We start from the raw sequence: 18,951 nt of genomic DNA, 5'->3' as shown, positions 1-18,951 counted from the left end.
ATTATCAGTCCTAAATATTATACAACCGATTAAAAGTAAAAGGTCATAATGCTTCAATTCGAAACATTATGACCTTTATTTTTTTAGTATATTACTTGTTATCTATTAGACACGAGTAACCTTGCCAGACTTCAAAGCACGAGTTGAAACCCAAACTTTCTTAGGCTTACCATCAACTAAAATACGAACTTTTTGCAAGTTTGGCTTCCAGCTACGATTTGTTTGGTTCAAAGCGTGAGAACGTTTCTTACCAAAAGTTGTCTTACGACCTGTAACAAAATCTTTTGCCATTGTTATATATCCTCCATTTCAATCTCAAATAAAGCAAAAAATGCTTATCCACTAAATAAAATTATCATAGATAGAGAATGATTGCAACATTTTTTTGTAAAGTTAATTTACTTTACACCTTTATTTGAATAAAATGACTTCAAAATAGATAATTTTTTGATAATCAGATAAAATATTCTGGTTTAAAGATGATTTTAATTGTATCATAAATATGATAGAATAATTATTTGTATGAATGCCAATCAGTTAAGGAGGCTATATATTATGGCTGTAAAAATTCAAAACCAATTAGGTAATATTGATATTTCCAATGATGTTATTGCAACAGTTGTTGGTGGAGCTGCTACTGAAATTTTCGGTATTGTTGGCATGGCTAGTAAGAATCAAATTCGTGATAATTTAAATGAAATTTTACGTCGTGATAATTATTCCAAGGGTGTAGTTGTTCGCCAACAAGAAGATGGAGTAGCTATTGACGTTTATATTATTGCAGGTTATGGTACAAAAATTTCTGAAGTATGTCGTAATGTACAAAGCAAAGTAAAATATAATTTAGAATCTATGCTTGGAGTTAAAGCTGAGTCGGTTAACGTCATTGTACAAGGTGTACGTGTTATTGGAGATTAAATATATTTTGGAATCTAGACTGCCAAGGAGGATAATTTTAATTTGAAAGTCGCTAAGATTACTGAGTCAGAGTTCCGAAAAATGGTACTGACAAGTTCTAATAAGTTAAATAAAAATGCTGAATTTATTAATTCGTTAAATGTTTTTCCAGTTCCTGATGGTGATACGGGAACTAATATGAGTTTATCCCTAGCTAGTGGATATAAATATGTTTCAGAATCAACATCTACTAAGGTAGGAGACCTAGGAATAGCTTTAGCCAAAGGTTTGTTGATGGGTGCTAGAGGTAATTCAGGTGTTATTTTATCTCAAATTTTTCGTGGTTTTAGCAAGAGTATGGCTAAAAAAGAAAATTTAACAGCTCAAGATTTAGCAGATGCAATTACAAGTGGAGTTGAGACTGCATATAAAGCAGTTATGAAACCAACTGAAGGAACTATTTTAACAGTTGCTCGTAAAGCTGCTGAAGCTGCTAGAAATACAGTAAAAAATACAGATGATTGTGTTGAAGTCATGGAAGCAACTTATGAAGCTGCTAAGCAAGCATTGGCAACAACTCCAGAACTTTTACCGGTTTTAAAAGAAGTAGGTGTAGTGGATTCTGGTGGTCAAGGGCTAACATTTGTATATGAAGGTTTCTATGAAGCTTTATCAGGAAATATTACCGATGATGAGCATGTACCTAATGTAGAAGAAATGGACGAAATGGTAAATGCTGAACATCATAAGAGTGTCCAAAGTCAGTTACATACAGAGGATATTAAATATGGTTACTGTACTGAAATAATGGTAAAGTTAGGTGCAGGGCGCTTAGTAGACCAAGAATTTGAGTACGATAAATTTAGAAATCATTTGGCTGAAATTGGAGACTCTTTACTAGTAATTGCGGATGATGAAGTTGTTAAGGTTCATGTACATACTGAACATCCAGGCAAAGTTTTATCCTACGGTCAAGAATTCGGTTCTTTAATCAAGGTTAAAGTTGACAACATGCGATTACAACATGAAACTATTCTTGAAAAAGATGAAGATAATAATAAAGATGATGTAGAAGCTAAGAAGTTAGCTGATGCTAGAAAGAATGCTGGCGATTATGGAATATTAACAGTTGTTTCTGGAAAAGGATTGAAAGACTTATTTATTAGTTTAGGTGCAACAGATATCTTAGATGGTGGTCAAACAATGAACCCAAGTACACAAGATTTTGTTGATATTATCTCTGCTAGTTCAGCTAAGAAATTCATTATTTTCCCTAACAACAAAAATATATTCCTAGCTGCTAAGCAAGCAACTGAATTAGTAGATATTCCTGTTAAGGTTGTACAATCTAGATCTGTTTTGGAGGGATTGTCAGGAATATTTGCATTCAATCCGGATATGGATCTTGAAGATAACGTAACAGATATGGAAGAAAATATATCTTCTGTGAAATCTGGTCAAGTAACGATCGCAGTTAGAGATACAACTCTAAATGGTAAGGAAATTAAAAAGGACGATTATATGGGAATTGTGGATGGAGATATTACAGTTACTGCTAGTGATTCTAAAACTGCTGCAATTTCAATGGTAGAATCAATGCTTGATGATGATAGTGAAGTTGTAACTATCATTTATGGTGAAGATGGTAATGAAGCTGAAGCTAAAGAAATTGAGCAGGCAATTCTTGACATCGATGATGACTTAGAAGTAGAGATTCATGAAGGAGATCAACCTGTTTATCCTTATCTAATTTCTGTTGAGTAAAATATTTTATTATTTTAAAGGAGTGGGAGATATGAGTTCTTTTGCTCCTTTTTAAGTAGATTTTAAAAGGGGTGATGTTGGTGAATTTGGGTGATTCAGTCGGAGTTTTACGAGGTGTTGGTCCTAAGAAGATACAGGCTCTTAATAAATTAGGAGTTAATACGATTGAAGATTTATTGACATTCTATCCTTTTAGATATAACGATATTGCGGTCAAAAATTTAGAAGAGATAAATAGTCAAGAAAAAGTTACACTAAAAGGAATAGTGGCATCTGAACCTATTTTAGTAAGATTTGGTAGAAAAAAGAGTAGGTTAAATTTTAAGTTATTAATTAATCATGACGTGATTGGTGTAACATTTTTTAATCAACCATGGATATCAAAACAGGTAACTACAGGACAAGAACTAGCTGTATATGGCAAATATGATGCTTTGAGACAAAGTTTATCTGGTATAAAGATAATCTCAAGAAAGACTAATGATTTTGTGGGAGTATATCGTTCATCTGAAGATATCAAGGAAAGTGTAGTTAAGCAATTAGTAAAACAAGCATATGAAGAATATAATTCCTATATTAGAGATGTTGTTCCTGAAAGCATTCGTATAAAATATCATTTAGAGAATAGAAAGCAAATGATTCATGATATGCATTTTCCTTCGACGAAAAAAGAGGCAGATTTGGCTAGAAGAAGTGCAATATTTGATGAATTTTTTAGTTTTGAAGCTGGTCTTCAACTTTTAAAAAGGGATAATCATAAAAATATGGGGTTGAGGATTAAGTATAATAATGAGAAATTGAAAGAGTTCATTAAAGGATTGCCTTTTGAATTAACGAAAGCACAAAAAAGAGTAGTAAATGAAATTTGTGCAGATATGTTAAGTCCAAATCATATGAATAGATTGCTACAGGGTGATGTTGGATCCGGTAAGACTATTATTGCTGCAATTGCTATGTATGCTACAGTAACTGCAGGTTTGCAAGCAGTATTAATGGCTCCAACGGAAATATTAGCTCAGCAACATGCAGAAAAATTAGCTAATTTATTTGAGCAATATGGGATAAGTGTAGCTTTAATGACAAGTTCTTCATTGAGCAGAGTAAAAGTTAAGAGAGAATTATTAAAGCATTTAAAAAATGGTGATATTGATATTGTCATTGGAACACATGCTGTTATCCAAGATAATATTGAATTTCACAATTTAGGATTAGCTATAACTGATGAACAACACAGGTTTGGTGTTAATCAGAGAAGAATTTTAAGGAAAAAAGGAGTTAATCCTGAAATTTTAGCTATGACTGCTACTCCTATCCCTCGTACATTAGCAATCACTACGTACGGTGAGATGGATGTGTCTATAATAGATGAACTTCCAAAAGGGAGACAACCTGTTAAAACAAGCTGGGTTAAGAAGAAACAAGTAAAAAATGTATTTGAATTCGTTAAAAGACAGCTCGAATTAGGAACACAAGCCTATATTATTTCCCCTTTGGTAGAAGAATCTGAATTATTAGATTTACAAAATGCAGAAGAAGTTTTTGAGAAGGCAAAAGAATACTTTGGTTCTGAAAAAGTAGCATTATTACATGGGAAGATGGATGCTAATGAAAAAGAGCAGGCCATGCAAGCTTTTAAAAATAAAGAGGTTTCCATCCTTGTTTCTACGACTGTTATTGAGGTAGGGGTAGATGTTCCTAACGCTACTGTAATGATCATTTTGGATGCAGATAGATTTGGTCTAGCTCAATTACACCAACTTCGCGGAAGGGTAGGACGTGGTAGTAAGGAATCATATTGTATTTTAGTGGCAGATCCTAAGAGTGAGTATGGTAAAGAACGTATGAAAATAATGACGGAAACTAATGATGGATTCTTAATTTCGCAAAAAGATTTAGAATTGCGAGGTCCTGGTGAAGTTCTAGGGAAAAAGCAGTCAGGTTTACCTGAATTTAAAGTGGGGGATCCAGTAGTAAATTTGAATATATTACAAGTTGCTCAAGAGGAAGCTCATAATGTTGTTTTTAGTCCTAATTTTGAAACAAGGGAAGAGAATTTTGAATTAATCAAGTATTTGAATAGACAGTTTGCCCAAGAGGAAATTATTGATTAGGAGATGGTAAAGATGAAAAAAATTGCTGTTGACGCTATGGGTGGAGATTTTGCACCACAAAGTGTAGTTGAGGGTGTAGAAAAAGCGAGAAATAAATATCCGGATCTCAGATTTATGTTATTTGGTGACGAACAGAAGATAAGAGAAATTCTGACAAGTGATAAAAATATTGAAATTATCCAAACTACTGAAGTTATTGACATGAATGATGAGCCAGTTAAAGCAATTAGAAGAAAAAAAGATTCTTCTTTAGTTAGAGCAGCATATGCTGTAAAAGAAGGAAAGGCTGATGCATTATTTTCTTGTGGAAATACAGGAGCATTATTAGCGGCTGGTTTATTAATTGTTGGTAGAATAAAAGGAATTACTCGTCCAGGATTACTGTCAACTCTACCAGTATTAACTAAAGAAGGTGGAGTATTTAATCTTTTGGATAGTGGAGCTAATGCTGATAACAAGCCAGAACAGCTATATCAATATGCTTTATTGGGAAAATATTATGCTGAAAGTGTTAGAAATATTAAAAATCCAAGAATAGGTTTGTTAAATAATGGAACTGAGCCACACAAGGGAAGTAAATTAACACTTGAAGCACATAATTTAATAGCAGCTGATAGTAGTATTAATTTTGTTGGTAATGTAGAATCTAAGGATATTTTGAAAGGTGTTTGCGATGTAGTAGTAGCAGATGGCTTTACTGGTAATGCAGTCTTAAAGGCTATAGAAGGCACAGCTGGTACAGCTATGCATCTCTTAAAAGATACAATAATGTCAGCTGGTTTATTAGGTAAAATTGGTGGTTTATTACTAAAACCAAGTATTATGAAGATCCGTAATAAAATGAGTGCATCTCAATACGGTGGTGCAGTATTATTGGGAGCTAAGGCCCCGGTTGTAAAGGCTCATGGTGCATCAGATGCAGAAACAGTATATTATACAGTTAAACAAATCAATGATATGCTAGAAAATGATATGTTATCGAAATTTACAGATTATTTTAACAAGAATGTATAATTCTAAACTAAACTAGACATTTAATAGTAAAATTAGTAAACTACAAGTAGTAAAAAATTTGAAAGAAGGCAAATTTATGTCAGAAAAAGAGATATTTGAAAAAATTTCTGAGATTATTGAGGATAGATTTGAAATAAAAGCAGATGAAATTACAGAAAATTTAAATTTTCAAGAAGATTTAGATGCAGATTCAATTGATATCGTGGAATTTGTCCTTGAATTGGAAGATGTATTTGGTGCAGAAATTCCAGATGAGGATGCTGAAAATATTCATACTGTTGGTGATGCTGTTAAATATATATATAGTCATCAAGGATAATTTAAGATGGAAGCTGGCACATATAGCCGGCTTTTTTGGTATAATAAATAAGTCATAGTTGTTTTGAATTTTTTATTCTCCACTGTATAATGATTAATTACTTTATATAACGGAAAATATGAAATTTATTAATTTTATTAAGGAGAGGTATTAATGATTGAAGGATTACAAGAAATGTTAAAAAGAGATTTTGACATCACTTTTAAAGATGTAGACTTATTGGATGCGGCATTTACTCATGCATCGTATGTAAATGAAACTCCAGAAAGAAAGAAAAAGTTAAAATATTATGAAAGAATAGAATTTTTGGGTGATGCTGTAATGCAGTTATGCGTGTCCGAATATATTTATGAACATTATCCAGAAATGCCTGAAGGAAAAATGTCAAGACTAAGGGCGGCTATGGTAAGAGCTGATAGTTTTAGTAAATTTGCTATTGAATGCCATTTCAATGAGTATATTAGATTAGGTAAAGGTGAAGAAAAAGGAAATGCTCGTCAGCGTCCAAGTTTGTTATGTGATATTTTTGAATCATTTATAGGTGCCTTATATTTAGATCAAGGAAAAGATGAAGTTGTAAGATTTATTTCTAAGGTTATTTTTCCAAAATTAGAATTGGGTTGGTTTGATCATATGATGGATAATAAGACTGAATTACAGGAAGTCTTGCAACAAAACGGAGAATGTAAAATTAAATATAATGAAGTTAATGTTACAGGTCCGGATAATGAACGTGTCTATACAATGAATGTAGTTGTTAATAATGAAGTCATGGGCGAAGGTACTGGACGTACTAAAAAGGCTGCTGAACAGATGGCAGCATATCAAGCTTTAAAGAAACTCAGAAAGTAGGAGTTTGTATACAGATGAAAATAAAATCACTTACTTTAAATGGTTTTAAGTCTTTTGCAAATAAAACAATTATAAATTTTCAAGATGGATTAACTGGAATTGTTGGCCCAAATGGTAGTGGAAAGAGTAATATTACAGAGGCGTTACGTTGGGTTTTAGGTGAACAGTCAGTTAAAAATTTGCGTGGTAGTAAAATGCCGGACATTATTTTTGCCGGCTCAGATACACGTGCAGCTTTAAATAGAGCAGAAGTGACATTAGTTCTTGATAATGAAGATGGATATCTATATAATCAGCCAAATGAAATAAGAATTACAAGAAGAATCTTTCGTTCGGGTGATAGTGAATTCTTCATAAACGAAAAGAAAGTCAGGTTGAAAGATGTCGTAGATTTATTTATCGACACAGGGTTAGGAAGAGAATCGTTTTCGATTATATCTCAAGGAAGAGTAGAGTCTATTTTTAATAGCAAACCTCAAGATAGACGTATTTTAATTGAAGAGGTTGCTGGAGTCTTAAAATATAAAAAAGAAAAGAAAAAAGCAGAAAGTGAACTTGTTGAAACAACTGAGCATTTAAAGAGAGTAGCAGATATACTGTCTGAATTAAGTAGGCAGCGTGACCCCTTAGCTCAACAGGCTAGTAAGGCAAAAGATTATTTGAGTCAAAAAGAACAGTACGATTTATTAAATAGAGATAGATTAGTCTTAGAAATTACACAAAAAAGTTCGGAAAAAGAGCAAAAAGAATCGGAATTACAAAAAGTTATAAAAATTTTATCTGACAAAGAAAGAATGACTTCTGAACAGAGTAAACAGGTAGAAGTATTACATTCTAGACAAAAGAAATTAGAGAGTTTAATTGACAATGAACAAAATGAATTGACGGAACTTGTAAGACAAGAGGAAAAAATATCTGGACAACAAAATATGTCTAGACAAGAAGAAAAATTTCAAAAGGAAAGATTATCTGAACTTCAAGAGCAATATAGTGCTAATCTAGATAATTTGACTGAAATTCGAACTGGAAAACAATCTGTTAAAGAAAAAATAGCTAATTTGGAAGATGACAGAGAAAAACTATCTAAAAAAATATTAGAGTTAGAAAAAATAATAGATAATGTAAAAGAACCAGAAGAAATTCTAGAGAAACTAAAAAGTGAATTAAATCGAAAGATACAAGAGAAGAATTTAGTCAATAATAGTAATAATTATATTGAGCAAGAGTTAGAAGAAAAAAGTCAGAATCAAGCTGAGACTAATAAGAATATTCAAAATATAACGAATGAAAAAAATAAATTAAAACTACAGCTAGATGAATTAAAAACTACTCTTAATAATAAAGATAATGAGTATCAAGAAATAGTTACTACTTTAAAAGAACTTAAAATTAAGGAAGTCGAACTATCTAAAAAGGATAGTGAGTTAAAAAATAATAGAAATAAGGCATGGGATATTTATCAACGTGTACAGACTAAATTAGAGACACTAAAAAGTATTTCAGATAGTTATACAGGATATTATCAAGGTGCTAGAGAAGTACTAAAAGAACGTAAAAACATATCTGGTATTATCGGATCTGTAGCAGAAGAATTTGTAATTCCTAAAGAATATGCTCAGGCGATGGAAGTAGCTTTAGGTGGACACTTACAAGATATTATTGTTACAGACGAAAATGTAGCTAAAAAAGTTATACAGCATCTGACTCATAACAGACTAGGTAGGGCAACATTTTTACCACAAAAAACAGTTAAAGCTAGAATGCTAAATAAACAATATAGAGTAACTTTAGAATCATTAGATGGCTATGTTGGTATTGCAAGCGAGCTTGTTAAAGTATCTAAGGAAAATTTAAAAGTGAGTCAAAATTTATTAGGAACAACAGTAATCGCTAAAAATATAGATTTTGCTACTGAAATTGCAAAAAAATTAAATTATGGTGTAAGAATTGTTTCGTTAAATGGTGATGTAGTAAATCCAGGTGGTGCTATAACAGGTGGTGCTACAAAGCAAAAGAAATCAGGTCTGTTAGAACAAAAATTACAAATTGAAGATTTGCAATCCAATATCGAAGTAATGAAGAAAAAATTAGAAGATATGGAAATCTATTGGGGAAAGGTTCACGAAGAGTATAAAAAAAATCAAGATAAGATCGATACTCTTCAAGTTCAAAAAAATAGATTGCAAACTGATAGGGATAAATATCGTAGAAAATTCGAACTTATTAAGATAGAAAATGAGCACCAATCGATTAAACTAAGAGAGTTAAAGGAAAGTAGTAAGTATACAAATATAGAGATACTTTCTCAAAATCTTGAAGAAAATAAAGAAAAACTACACTCTTTAACAAAAGAAATAGATAGTTTAGAGCAGCTGATTACTCAAAAAGCGAAAGCTGAAGAACATAATTCTTATAGTATAGAAAAGCAACGTGAAGAGATTAGCAGTTATAAGCAACGAGAGGCGGTTATAATTGAACAATTAAGAGGATTAAAACTCCAGTTGCAAGAATTAATGACACAAGAAGAAAATATTTCTGAATTACTAAAGAAACAGCAAGATGCTATTGCGAAAATAAAAAATAAAGAAAAAATTGCTTTAAGTGCCAAAGAAGATATTAAGGATAAACAAGAGTATATAAGAAATACGATTGATAGTATAAAGAAGAAATTAAAAGATGCACAGGAAGAAAGAAAACAATTACACATAGAAGTAAAAGAAGCTGAGAAACAATTAACAAGAGCTAACGAACTTCAGCGCTCAGCTTATGAGGAACAAAAAAAGTTAAGTATACGTATAAGTCAATGTGATACTATTTTGGATAGGAATTTAAAAGATTTATCAGAAAATTATGGGGTGACTTTTGAAGAAGTAGAGCATCAAATTTCTGAAAAAGACTTAAATACTATTGAAAAGAAACTCAAGTTATTAAAATTAGGATTAGATGAGTTAGGTGTAGTAAATATAGGTGCTATTTCTGAATATGAAAGAGTCAATGAACGTTATGAGTTTTTAAATAGCCAACAAAATGACTTACTATCGGCAAAAGAGCAGTTAGAAGTAAGTATGAATGAAATGGACTTAGAAGTTAAGAATAGATTCCAAAAAACATTTGAGCAAGTGTCGAAAGCTTTCAGTGAGGTATTTCCAATAATGTTCTCTGGTGGATATGCAAAACTAAGCTTAACTAATCCTGAAAATATTTTAGAAACAGGAATTGAGATAATGGCACAACCACCGGGCAAAAAATTACAGCAATTAAGCTTGCTTTCTGGTGGAGAAAGAGCATTGACGGCCATTACCCTATTATTTGCTATTTTAAAAGTGCGACCTGTACCATTTGTAATTTTAGATGAAGCGGAAGCAGCCTTAGATGATACAAATGTAGCTAGATACGCACAGTATTTACAAAAATTTGATAATGAAACACAATTTATAGTGATAACTCATAGAAAAGGAACGATGGTAAATGCAGATGTTCTTTATGGGGTAACTATGCAAGAATCAGGGGTTTCACAAATAGTATCTGTGGCTCTTGATGATATTGATTAAGGAGAGGTAATATGGGACTTTTTGATAGAATAAGAAAAGCTTTTTCTAGTCAAGATGATGAAGAAAAAATAAAACAAGAAACTGTTGATAACGATGAAGAGAGTATGAAGAGCGAAGAAAACTCATCTGATTCAGATAGTAATGTAGTTTCTGAAGAAAAAACAAGTGAAGATGTTGACCAAAGTGTTGATTCGCAAGAAAAAAATAGTGATGAATCTGAAGAAGATAATGATGCAATCTTAGATTTAAACGGAGATAATAGCGAATTTGTTGAAGAAGAGAATTCGAATGATTCAAGTGAACAAAATGATAGCTTGAAAGTTGAAGAAGAAGTCTCAAGTGATGAAGAAGAGCGTTATGATAAAGGGTTAGAAAAATCACGAAAAGGTTTTGGCGCAATGATAAATTCATTGTTAGCTAATTTTAGACATGTAGATGAAGATTTCTTTGAAGAATTAGAAGAAACTTTAATAGAAGCAGATGTAGGATTTGAAACAGCTATGAAGATTAGCGATGAATTAAGACAAGAAGTTAAATTGAGAAATGCAAAAAAGAAAAATGAGATTTCTGATGCAATTATTGAAAAGCTTGTTGAAATTTACGAAAACGAAGGAAAAGAGGAAGATAATAATTTACACTTTTCTAGCGAGGGACCAACAGTTTTTCTTTTCGTGGGTGTTAATGGTGTGGGTAAGACAACAACTATTGGTAAACTAGCCCATCGTTATAAAATGGAAGGAAAAAAAGTAATGCTAGCTGCAGCAGATACTTTCCGTGCTGGGGCAATTGAACAGTTAGCTGAATGGGGACGACGTGTAGGTGTAACAGTTGTAAAAAAAGTTGAAAAGAGTGATCCTGCTGCTGTAGTATTTGATGCAGTAAAGAAAGCTAAAGAAGAAGACTATGACATTTTATTAGTTGATACTGCTGGTCGTTTACAGAATAAAGTTAACTTAATGAAAGAATTAGAAAAGATTGCTAGAGTCATAACAAGAGAAATTCCAGATGCACCACATGAAGTTTTATTGGCTTTAGATGCTACAACAGGACAAAATGCTTTAACACAAGCAAAGCAATTTAAAGATGTTACTAATGTTACAGGAATAGTTCTAACTAAATTAGATGGAACTGCTAAAGGTGGTATTGTCCTTGCAATAAGAAATGAATTACACTTACCTGTAAAATTAGTGGGATTAGGTGAAAAAATGGATGATTTACGTGATTTCAGTCCAGAAGAATATGTCGTAGGATTATTCAAAGGATTAGTTACTCCAAGTAAATAGTAGGTAGGTGAAAATATAGTGGCGATTGAAAAAACTAATAGAATTAATGCTTTATTTGATTTTTATGAACCATTGCTAACGCCTAAACAAATGACCTACATAGGATTATATTATCGAGATGACTATTCTTTAGGTGAAATTGCTGAAAATTATGAAGTTTCAAGGCAAGCTGTATATGATAACATAAGAAGAACAGAAAAGATATTAGAAGAGTACGAGAGTAAATTACATTTATATAGGAACTTCCAATTACAAAGTGAAGAACTAGATAATTTATTGAAGTATGTTGAAGAAAATTATGCATATGACAAAGAATTATTAACGAGAATTAATCGTTTAGAAAGTTTAGAAGAATAAAGGTAGGTGGCCATTGTGGCATTTGAAGGTTTAACAGAACGTTTACAAAACGCAATTGGGAAACTTAGACGAAAAGGTAAAATTAGTGAATCTGATGTCAAGGAAGTTATGCGAGAAATTCGTTTAGCTTTACTTGAAGCCGATGTAAATTTTAAGGTTGTTAAAGATTTTGTAAAGACCGTTAGAAGTAGAGCTATTGGGGCAGAAGTATTAGAAAGTCTTACACCCGCACAACAAATTGTAAAGATTGTTAATGAAGAATTAGTGAAAGTTATGGGTGAGGAAGCCGCTCCCCTAAATAAATCAGCTAAAATTCCAACAATTATTATGATGGTAGGTTTGCAGGGTGCTGGTAAGACAACTACAGCTTCAAAATTAGCAAATAAGTTAAAAAAAGAAAAAAATGCACGACCTTTTATGATTGCAGCTGACGTATACAGACCTGCTGCTATTGACCAATTGAAAATATTAGGGAAAGATATTGATGTTCCTGTATTTTCATTAGGTGTTGATGTTGATCCAGTAGAGATTGTACGACAAGGTCTTGAAGAAGCTAAAGACAAGAAAAATGATTACGTTATTATCGATACCGCTGGTCGTTTACAAATTGATGAAAAGTTAATGCAAGAGTTATCTAGTATTAAAGAATTAGCACAGCCAGATGAAATTCTATTAACAGTTGATGCGATGACTGGTCAGAATGCAGTTGAAGTTGCTAAAGGTTTTAATGATCAACTTGATGTAACAGGGGTTGTTCTAACTAAGCTAGATGGTGATACTCGTGGTGGGGCTGCACTTTCAATAAGAGCTGTTACTGGAAAACCAATTAAATTTATTGGTCAGGGTGAAAAAATGACGGATTTAGATGTATTTTATCCTGACAGAATGGCTTCTCGTATTCTTGGAATGGGTGATATGCTTACCTTAATTGAGAAGGCACAGCAAGAATATGATCAAAAACAAGCAGAAGAACTTGCAGAAAAGATGAGAGAGAACAATTTTGATTTTAATGATTTCTTGATTCAGATGGAACAAGTTCAAAATATGGGACCTATGGAAGATATTATAAAGATGATTCCAGGAATGGCTAACAATCCTGCACTGAAGAATTTGAAAGTAGATCCTAAGGACATTGAACACACTAAAGCGATAGTATATTCAATGACACCACAAGAAAGAGAAAATCCAGATTTATTGAATCCTAGTCGTCGTCGCCGTATAGCTGCTGGATCTGGTAGACCAATCCAGGAAGTTAATCGCATGATAAAGCAGTTTAAGCAAATGCAAGATATGATGAAAAAGATGTCAAATGGTAACTTCTCAGGTATGGAAGGCCTTTTAGGTAGAGGTATGCAAGGTAAGTTGGCTAAGATGTCAATGAATAGAATGATTAGAAAAAATAAGAAATTAAAGCAAAAGAAGCTGAAAAAACTACTTAAAAGAAAAGGAAAATAAAAAAATTTAGTCTGTCAAGAAATTTTCCTTTACACCAGACAAAATAACTGGTATATTATTAAACGTTGAGATAATAATAGGAGGTGGAAATTTAATGTCAGTAAAGATTCGTTTAAAGCGTATGGGTTCTAAGAAGCGTCCTTTCTACCGTATCGTTGTGGCAGACTCACGTTCTCCACGTGATGGTCGTTTCATCGAAACAGTTGGTACTTACAACCCATTAACAGATCCAGAAACAGTTACTCTTAAAGAAGAAAAGGTTATGAACTGGTTAAACAATGGTGCTCAACCATCTGATACAGTACGTAACATTCTTTCACGTAACGGTGTTATGAAGAAATTCCATGAAGCTAAATTTTCTAAGAAATAAGGTTAAGAAATGACAGAAACAGATGTTAAACAATTAATTCTAACGATTGTTCAACCTTTAGTTGCTGAGCCTGATGAGGTTAAAATAGAAACTGAGCAGGATGATTATTTTTTAAACTTTAATTTAAGTGTTTCAAAAGAAGATGTTGGTCGTGTGATTGGTAAACATGGAAGAATAGCTCAGGCTATTAGAAATATTGTTTACGGCATTAGACTTGATAATAATCTTAAAGTACGCTTAAATATCGTGGATTGATTAGTATAAAGTTAAGAAACCTCAAAATAAGGAGTGTACATACCTTGTTTTGAGGTTTTTATTAATTTTTAAGGAGATGAGTTAATGAATTATTATGAAGTTGGAAAAATTGTAAATACACATGGTATTAAAGGTGAACTAAAAATTATTAGTAAGACGGACTTCCCTGAAGACAGATTTAAGCCAGGAAACATATTATACATTAGAGACAATGGAAAGATTAATAGTTATGAAATTAAAAGTCATAGAACCCATAAACAATTTGAAATGATAACTTTTAAAGGGTTGGAAAATATTAATCTAGTAGAAAATTTAAAGGGAAAGATACTAGAAATCTCTGAAGAACAGCAAGAAAATTTATCTGATGGTAATTATTATCATCATCAAATCATAGGTTTAGATGTCTTTAGTGAGGATAATAACTATATAGGGGTAATAAAAGAAATAATGTCTCCTGGAGCTAATGATGTTTGGGTAGTCAAACGTAAAGGCTCAAGTGATCTTTTATTACCAGCTATTAAAGATGTAATTAAAAAAATTGATTTAGAACAAAATAAAGTGATTATTGAATTATTAGATGGGTTGGATTAAAAATGAAGATAGATATTTTAAGTTTATTTCCAGAAATGTTTGGCCCTTTGACAGAATCAATTGTTGGTAAGGCAGTAGAAAAAGATATTTTAGACATAGAGGTAACAAATTTTAGGGATTTTACTACTAATAAACAAAATCATGTAGATGATTATCCATACGGTGGAGGAGCTGGAATGCTGTTGCAAGCACAGCCAATCTACGATGCTTTAGATAATATTGAAGAGAAAAATGGTAACTTAGGTAGAGTTATTTTACTTGATCCAGCTGGAAGAAAATTTGATCAGAGTGTTGCTGAAGAGCTATCTAAAGAAGATCATTTAACTTTTATATGTGGGCATTATGAAGGATATGATGAGAGAATACGAGCAAAGGTTACAGATGAAATTTCATTAGGTGATTTTGTCCTTACTGGTGGCGAACTCGGTGCAATGGTAGTTATTGATGCTACCGTAAGATTGTTACCAGATGTCTTGGGAAACAATGAATCGGCTTCAGGTGATTCTTTTTCAATGGGATTGTTGGAATATCCTCAATATACAAGACCATCTAATTTTAGAGGAATGGAAGTCCCAGAAGTTTTATTGAGTGGGAATCATCAAAAGATTGCTGAATGGAGAAAAAAAGAATCTTTAAGAAGAACTTATCAAAGAAGGCCGGATTTGCTGGAAGAGTATGAATTTTCTGATAAGGAAAAAGAATGGTTAAGAGAATTTGAACGGGATAAGGATGTGAAAATTCATGGAAAAGGCTAAAATTAGATTGGTTAATTTAAATGATGCTGAAAGAATTTTGCAAATTTATCGCCCATATGTGGAAAATACAGCTATTACTTTTGAATATACGGTGCCAACATTAGAAGAGTTTAAAAATAGGATAGCTAGTATAGTAAAAAAGTATCCTTATATAGTAGCAGAAATAGATGGTAAAATTATGGGATATGCCTATGCTAACACTTTTAAAAATAGAGAAGCGTATGATTGGTCCGTAGAAACATCTATATATGTTGATGAAAATAGTAGAGGTAAAGGGTTAGGTTTGCAATTATATAGAGCTTTGGAGAATCTTTTAAAGAAGCAAGGTATTTTAAATGTAAATGCTTGTATAACTAATCCAAGTAAAGAAAGCAAGTATGTAACCAAAGGAAGTATCTTATTTCATGAAAAATTAGGCTACAGACATGTAGGAACCTTCCATAACAGTGGATATAAATTTGATGAATGGTTTGATATGAGTTGGATGGAAAAATCTTTAGGAGAACATAATCTTAAACCTGGAAAAGTGATAGAAATTTCTAAATTATTGGAAAAATTTACTTTTGAGGAGTTAATGTCTTGAATAAGAAAACATTTTGGAAAAAAATAACGCAAAAGCAAAATCCTAAACTATATGCAGCGAAAGATTCAAAATTAATTCCTAGTTTAAGAACTCTAGATTTAATTGGTCTGGGAACTGGAATGGTAGTAGGCACTGCTATATTCACTTTACCAGGTATCGTGGCTGCTGAATATACAGGTCCTGCTGTCCCGTTGGCATTTATTATAGGAGCAATAGGTGCTGGACTTTCGGCACTTGCTTATGCCGAGATGGCTTCTGTTTTGCCGTTTGCTGGATCTGCTTTTTCATGGATAAGCGTACTCTTTGGGGAATTCTTTGGCTGGATTGCAGGCTGGGCGTTATTAGCAGAATATTTTATTTCTGTAGCGTTTGTTGCTTCAGGTTGGTCTGCATATATGCAAGGATTTTTAAAAAGTATGGGTATTTATTTGCCAGTAGCTCTTAGTGGGGGTTTTAATCCTAATACTGGACAGATTTTTGACGCTTTGGCGGCTTTTGCAATTTTGTTAGTTACTGTCTTATTGTCAAAAGGTGTAAAGCAAGTTGCCAGGATAGAAAATGGAATAGTAATGTTAAAATTAATAGTAATTATTATTTTTATTGCAGTGGGAGCAACGGCTATTCATCCTGATAATTATGTTCCATTTATTCCTGCTCATAAAGCTGGAACTCATTTTGGTGGCTTAACGGGTATTTTAGCAGGTGCATCACAAATATTCATTGCTTATGTTGGTTTTGATGCTATTGCAGCAAATACAGCTGAAACTATTAATCCACAGAAAACAATGCCTAAGGGATTATTAGGGACTCTATTTTTAGGAACAGGATTTTTTGTACTAGTTTCCCTAGTATTAGTCGGAATGTTTAAATATAGTATTTATGCTGGTAATGCTGAACCAGCAGCTTTTGCATTAAGAAAAGCAGGACATTATTTTACAGCAAATTTATTATCTTTAGTAGCTATAATAGGTATATTTTCTGCTTTAATAGGTATTTTATTGGCTTCATCTAGGTTGATTTATTCATTTGGTAGAGACGGGCTTTTATCCTCAAAATTAGGGAAAATTAATACTAAACATGTTCCTAAAAATGCTTTATGGTCAATTTCATTAGGTGCATTAATATTAGCCTCCTTTTTTTCATTCGATTTTCTTGCAACATTAGTATCAGCGGGAACTTTAGTGGCATTTATTTTTGTTTCAATAGGGATTTATGCTCTGAGAAAGAGAGAAGGAATTGACCTACCTGAAGCTAAATTTAAAATGCCAGGATATCCTTTGTTACCAGCTATTTCAGCATTAGTGTCAATTATAATATTTTGGAATTTAAATATTGATGCAAAACTACTAATGTTGGTTTGGTTTATAATAGGTATTGTTATTTATTTTGTATATGGGATGCATCATTCAAATTTGAATAAAAAATAAAATTTATTCTTTACTTTTATAGTAAATTATGGTATTTTATTAATTGGCTTATTTGCCATATAATAACGATATTCCGCTGCAACTGGACATGAATGTCGGTGAAAGGAAAGATTTTAATGTCAGTAAATCCATTAATCGCAAAGATTACGGAATCTCAATTACGTAATGATATTCCAGATTTCCGTGCTGGTGATTCAGTACGTGTTCATGCTCGAATCGTTGAAGGTTCACGTGAACGTATCCAAATTTTTGAAGGTGTAGTTATTAAGCGTCGTGGTGAAGGTATCAGTGAAACATATACTGTTCGTAAGATTAGTAACGGTATTGGTGTTGAACGTACTTTCCCATTACATACACCACGTGTTGATAAAATTGAAGTTACTCGTCACGGTCGTGTACGTCGTGCTAAATTATACTACTTACGTGCATTACACGGTAAGGCAGCTCGTATTCCAGAACGTCGTCGTGGCTAAAAACGTTAGAAACCTTGCTGTTGCAGGGTTTCTTTTTTTATTCTTTAATATAATGAATGGTAAAATTATTAAAAAATAAGCGAAAGGGGGGGTAATTTGGGGGCAAACTATAAAAAATCAAGTTTACTTTCAAGTTGTTTTTTGCTTTTTGGGTCACATGCAAATAAATTTGTCCTAACATCTTAGAGTCTTCATGACCAACAATAATGTAAGAAAATGATTTGATAATAAAACTAAAAATATCAGTAATAGAATTACTAAGATTAACATTTACAATTTTCTAAAAGAAAAAAACTGGCGAACCAAAAAATTCGGTTCGCCAGTTTTTTAAGTCAATTATTTAGCTAAACGAGCAGCCATACGTGACTTATCACGAGCAGCTTTGTTTGCTTTAATTAAACCTTTAGATTGTGCTTTGTCGATAGCAGAAACTGCTTCGTTGAAAAGTTGTTCAACGTTGTCAGCACCAGCAGTTTTAGCTTTTTCAAATTTCTTAACAGCAGTACGCATCTTACTTAATTGAGATGAGTTCTTTGCATTAGCTTTTTCAGTTGTTTTAACACGTTTAATAGCAGATTTGATAATTGGCATGAATTTTTCACCTCCGATTTATAGCTTCTAATAAAGACAAGCTAATTTTTCAACATTTATCATTATACAAGAGCGTTCAAAACAATGCAATAAAAAAATACGTAGATGTCAAGAAAAATTCCTTGACATGCTAATATAATAAATAATTTTTTAGAAGATAGCTTATAAGTATTGCATTTTTAATAAATATCTTGTAAACTATTCTAGTATGTTGAATACAAATATGACCTTTTTACTGAGTTTGGCGGGTCACCGTCGTCTTATCTCGGATTAAGGCAACTATTATGAAAGGTGGGAAATACA

Annotated in this window: 19 protein-coding genes; 17 read left to right on the top strand and 2 right to left on the bottom strand. The window is 32.3% G+C overall.

The window, feature by feature from the left end:
• Positions 1 to 105: 105 nt before the first annotated feature.
• Positions 106 to 291, bottom strand: a complete 186-nt coding sequence (rpmB, locus tag FC55_RS01190) for a 50S ribosomal protein L28 (protein WP_003694225.1) — start codon at positions 289 to 291, stop codon at positions 106 to 108.
• A gap of 264 nt (positions 292 to 555) precedes the next feature.
• Here rpmB and FC55_RS01185 point away from each other — a divergent pair, with 264 nt between their 5' ends.
• The 17 genes from FC55_RS01185 to rplS all read left to right on the top strand — a co-directional run bounded on the left by FC55_RS01185 (position 556) and on the right by rplS (position 18,057).
• The gene (locus FC55_RS01185) at positions 556 to 918 is read left to right on the top strand and encodes an Asp23/Gls24 family envelope stress response protein (protein ID WP_003701710.1); all 363 of its coding nucleotides are present in this window, start codon (positions 556 to 558) and stop codon (positions 916 to 918) included.
• Between the two features lie 42 nt (positions 919 to 960).
• A complete protein-coding gene (locus tag FC55_RS01180; protein ID WP_011475843.1) occupies positions 961 to 2,661 on the top strand; it encodes a DAK2 domain-containing protein in 1,701 nt (566 codons plus the stop codon).
• A 74-nt stretch (positions 2,662 to 2,735) separates the two neighbouring features.
• Positions 2,736 to 4,772, top strand: coding sequence for an ATP-dependent DNA helicase RecG (recG, locus tag FC55_RS01175; protein ID WP_003699976.1), 2,037 nt, complete (start codon positions 2,736 to 2,738; stop codon positions 4,770 to 4,772).
• Between the two features lie 12 nt (positions 4,773 to 4,784).
• Complete coding sequence (gene plsX, locus FC55_RS01170; protein ID WP_035149712.1) at positions 4,785 to 5,786, top strand: phosphate acyltransferase PlsX; 1,002 nt, start codon at positions 4,785 to 4,787, stop codon at positions 5,784 to 5,786.
• Between the two features lie 76 nt (positions 5,787 to 5,862).
• Positions 5,863 to 6,105 carry an acyl carrier protein gene (acpP, locus tag FC55_RS01165; RefSeq protein ID WP_003699980.1) on the top strand — a complete coding sequence of 81 codons (243 nt, stop codon included), beginning with the start codon at positions 5,863 to 5,865 and terminating at the stop codon, positions 6,103 to 6,105.
• A 153-nt stretch (positions 6,106 to 6,258) separates the two neighbouring features.
• Complete coding sequence (gene rnc / locus FC55_RS01160; RefSeq protein ID WP_003699981.1) at positions 6,259 to 6,957, top strand: ribonuclease III; 699 nt, start codon at positions 6,259 to 6,261, stop codon at positions 6,955 to 6,957.
• 14 nt (positions 6,958 to 6,971) lie between these two features.
• Positions 6,972 to 10,508, top strand: coding sequence for a chromosome segregation protein SMC (gene smc / locus FC55_RS01155; RefSeq protein ID WP_003699982.1), 3,537 nt, complete (start codon positions 6,972 to 6,974; stop codon positions 10,506 to 10,508).
• An 11-nt stretch (positions 10,509 to 10,519) separates the two neighbouring features.
• Positions 10,520 to 11,791 (top strand): signal recognition particle-docking protein FtsY, encoded by a 1,272-nt coding sequence (gene ftsY / locus FC55_RS01150; protein ID WP_003699983.1) that lies wholly within the window; start codon positions 10,520 to 10,522, stop codon positions 11,789 to 11,791.
• An 18-nt stretch (positions 11,792 to 11,809) separates the two neighbouring features.
• The gene (locus FC55_RS01145; RefSeq protein WP_003699985.1) at positions 11,810 to 12,148 is read left to right on the top strand and encodes a putative DNA-binding protein; all 339 of its coding nucleotides are present in this window, start codon (positions 11,810 to 11,812) and stop codon (positions 12,146 to 12,148) included.
• Between the two features lie 15 nt (positions 12,149 to 12,163).
• A complete protein-coding gene (gene ffh, locus FC55_RS01140; RefSeq protein ID WP_035149716.1) occupies positions 12,164 to 13,603 on the top strand; it encodes a signal recognition particle protein in 1,440 nt (479 codons plus the stop codon).
• Positions 13,604 to 13,697: 94 nt separating this feature from the next.
• Entirely contained in the window at positions 13,698 to 13,973 is a 276-nt protein-coding gene (gene rpsP, locus FC55_RS01135) for a 30S ribosomal protein S16 (RefSeq protein WP_003699989.1), read from the top strand.
• 9 nt (positions 13,974 to 13,982) lie between these two features.
• A complete protein-coding gene (locus tag FC55_RS01130) occupies positions 13,983 to 14,228 on the top strand; it encodes a KH domain-containing protein (RefSeq protein ID WP_003699990.1) in 246 nt (81 codons plus the stop codon).
• Positions 14,229 to 14,312: 84 nt separating this feature from the next.
• The gene (gene rimM / locus FC55_RS01125; RefSeq protein ID WP_003699991.1) at positions 14,313 to 14,819 is read left to right on the top strand and encodes a ribosome maturation factor RimM; all 507 of its coding nucleotides are present in this window, start codon (positions 14,313 to 14,315) and stop codon (positions 14,817 to 14,819) included.
• Between the two features lie 2 nt (positions 14,820 to 14,821).
• A complete protein-coding gene (gene trmD / locus FC55_RS01120) occupies positions 14,822 to 15,574 on the top strand; it encodes a tRNA (guanosine(37)-N1)-methyltransferase TrmD (RefSeq protein WP_003699993.1) in 753 nt (250 codons plus the stop codon).
• Positions 15,561 to 16,157: a GNAT family N-acetyltransferase gene (locus FC55_RS01115; protein WP_003699994.1), complete on the top strand. Its 597-nt coding sequence runs from the start codon at positions 15,561 to 15,563 to the stop codon at positions 16,155 to 16,157. The genes trmD and FC55_RS01115 overlap by 14 nt, the downstream gene beginning before the upstream one ends.
• Positions 16,154 to 17,584, top strand: a complete 1,431-nt coding sequence (locus tag FC55_RS01110) for an APC family permease (protein ID WP_003699996.1) — start codon at positions 16,154 to 16,156, stop codon at positions 17,582 to 17,584. Before FC55_RS01115 ends, FC55_RS01110 begins: the two co-directional genes overlap by 4 nt.
• A gap of 116 nt (positions 17,585 to 17,700) precedes the next feature.
• Complete coding sequence (gene rplS, locus FC55_RS01105; protein ID WP_003701743.1) at positions 17,701 to 18,057, top strand: 50S ribosomal protein L19; 357 nt, start codon at positions 17,701 to 17,703, stop codon at positions 18,055 to 18,057.
• A gap of 336 nt (positions 18,058 to 18,393) precedes the next feature.
• Here rplS and rpsT read toward each other — a convergent pair whose 3' ends face one another.
• Complete coding sequence (gene rpsT, locus FC55_RS01100) at positions 18,394 to 18,648, bottom strand: 30S ribosomal protein S20 (protein ID WP_003699999.1); 255 nt, start codon at positions 18,646 to 18,648, stop codon at positions 18,394 to 18,396.
• Between the last annotated feature and the right edge of the window lie 303 nt (positions 18,649 to 18,951).

The organism is Ligilactobacillus salivarius DSM 20555 = ATCC 11741, assembly GCF_001435955.1.
Classification (GTDB): domain Bacteria; phylum Bacillota; class Bacilli; order Lactobacillales; family Lactobacillaceae; genus Ligilactobacillus; species Ligilactobacillus salivarius.
This window is presented reverse-complemented; position numbering and strand designations above follow the sequence as displayed.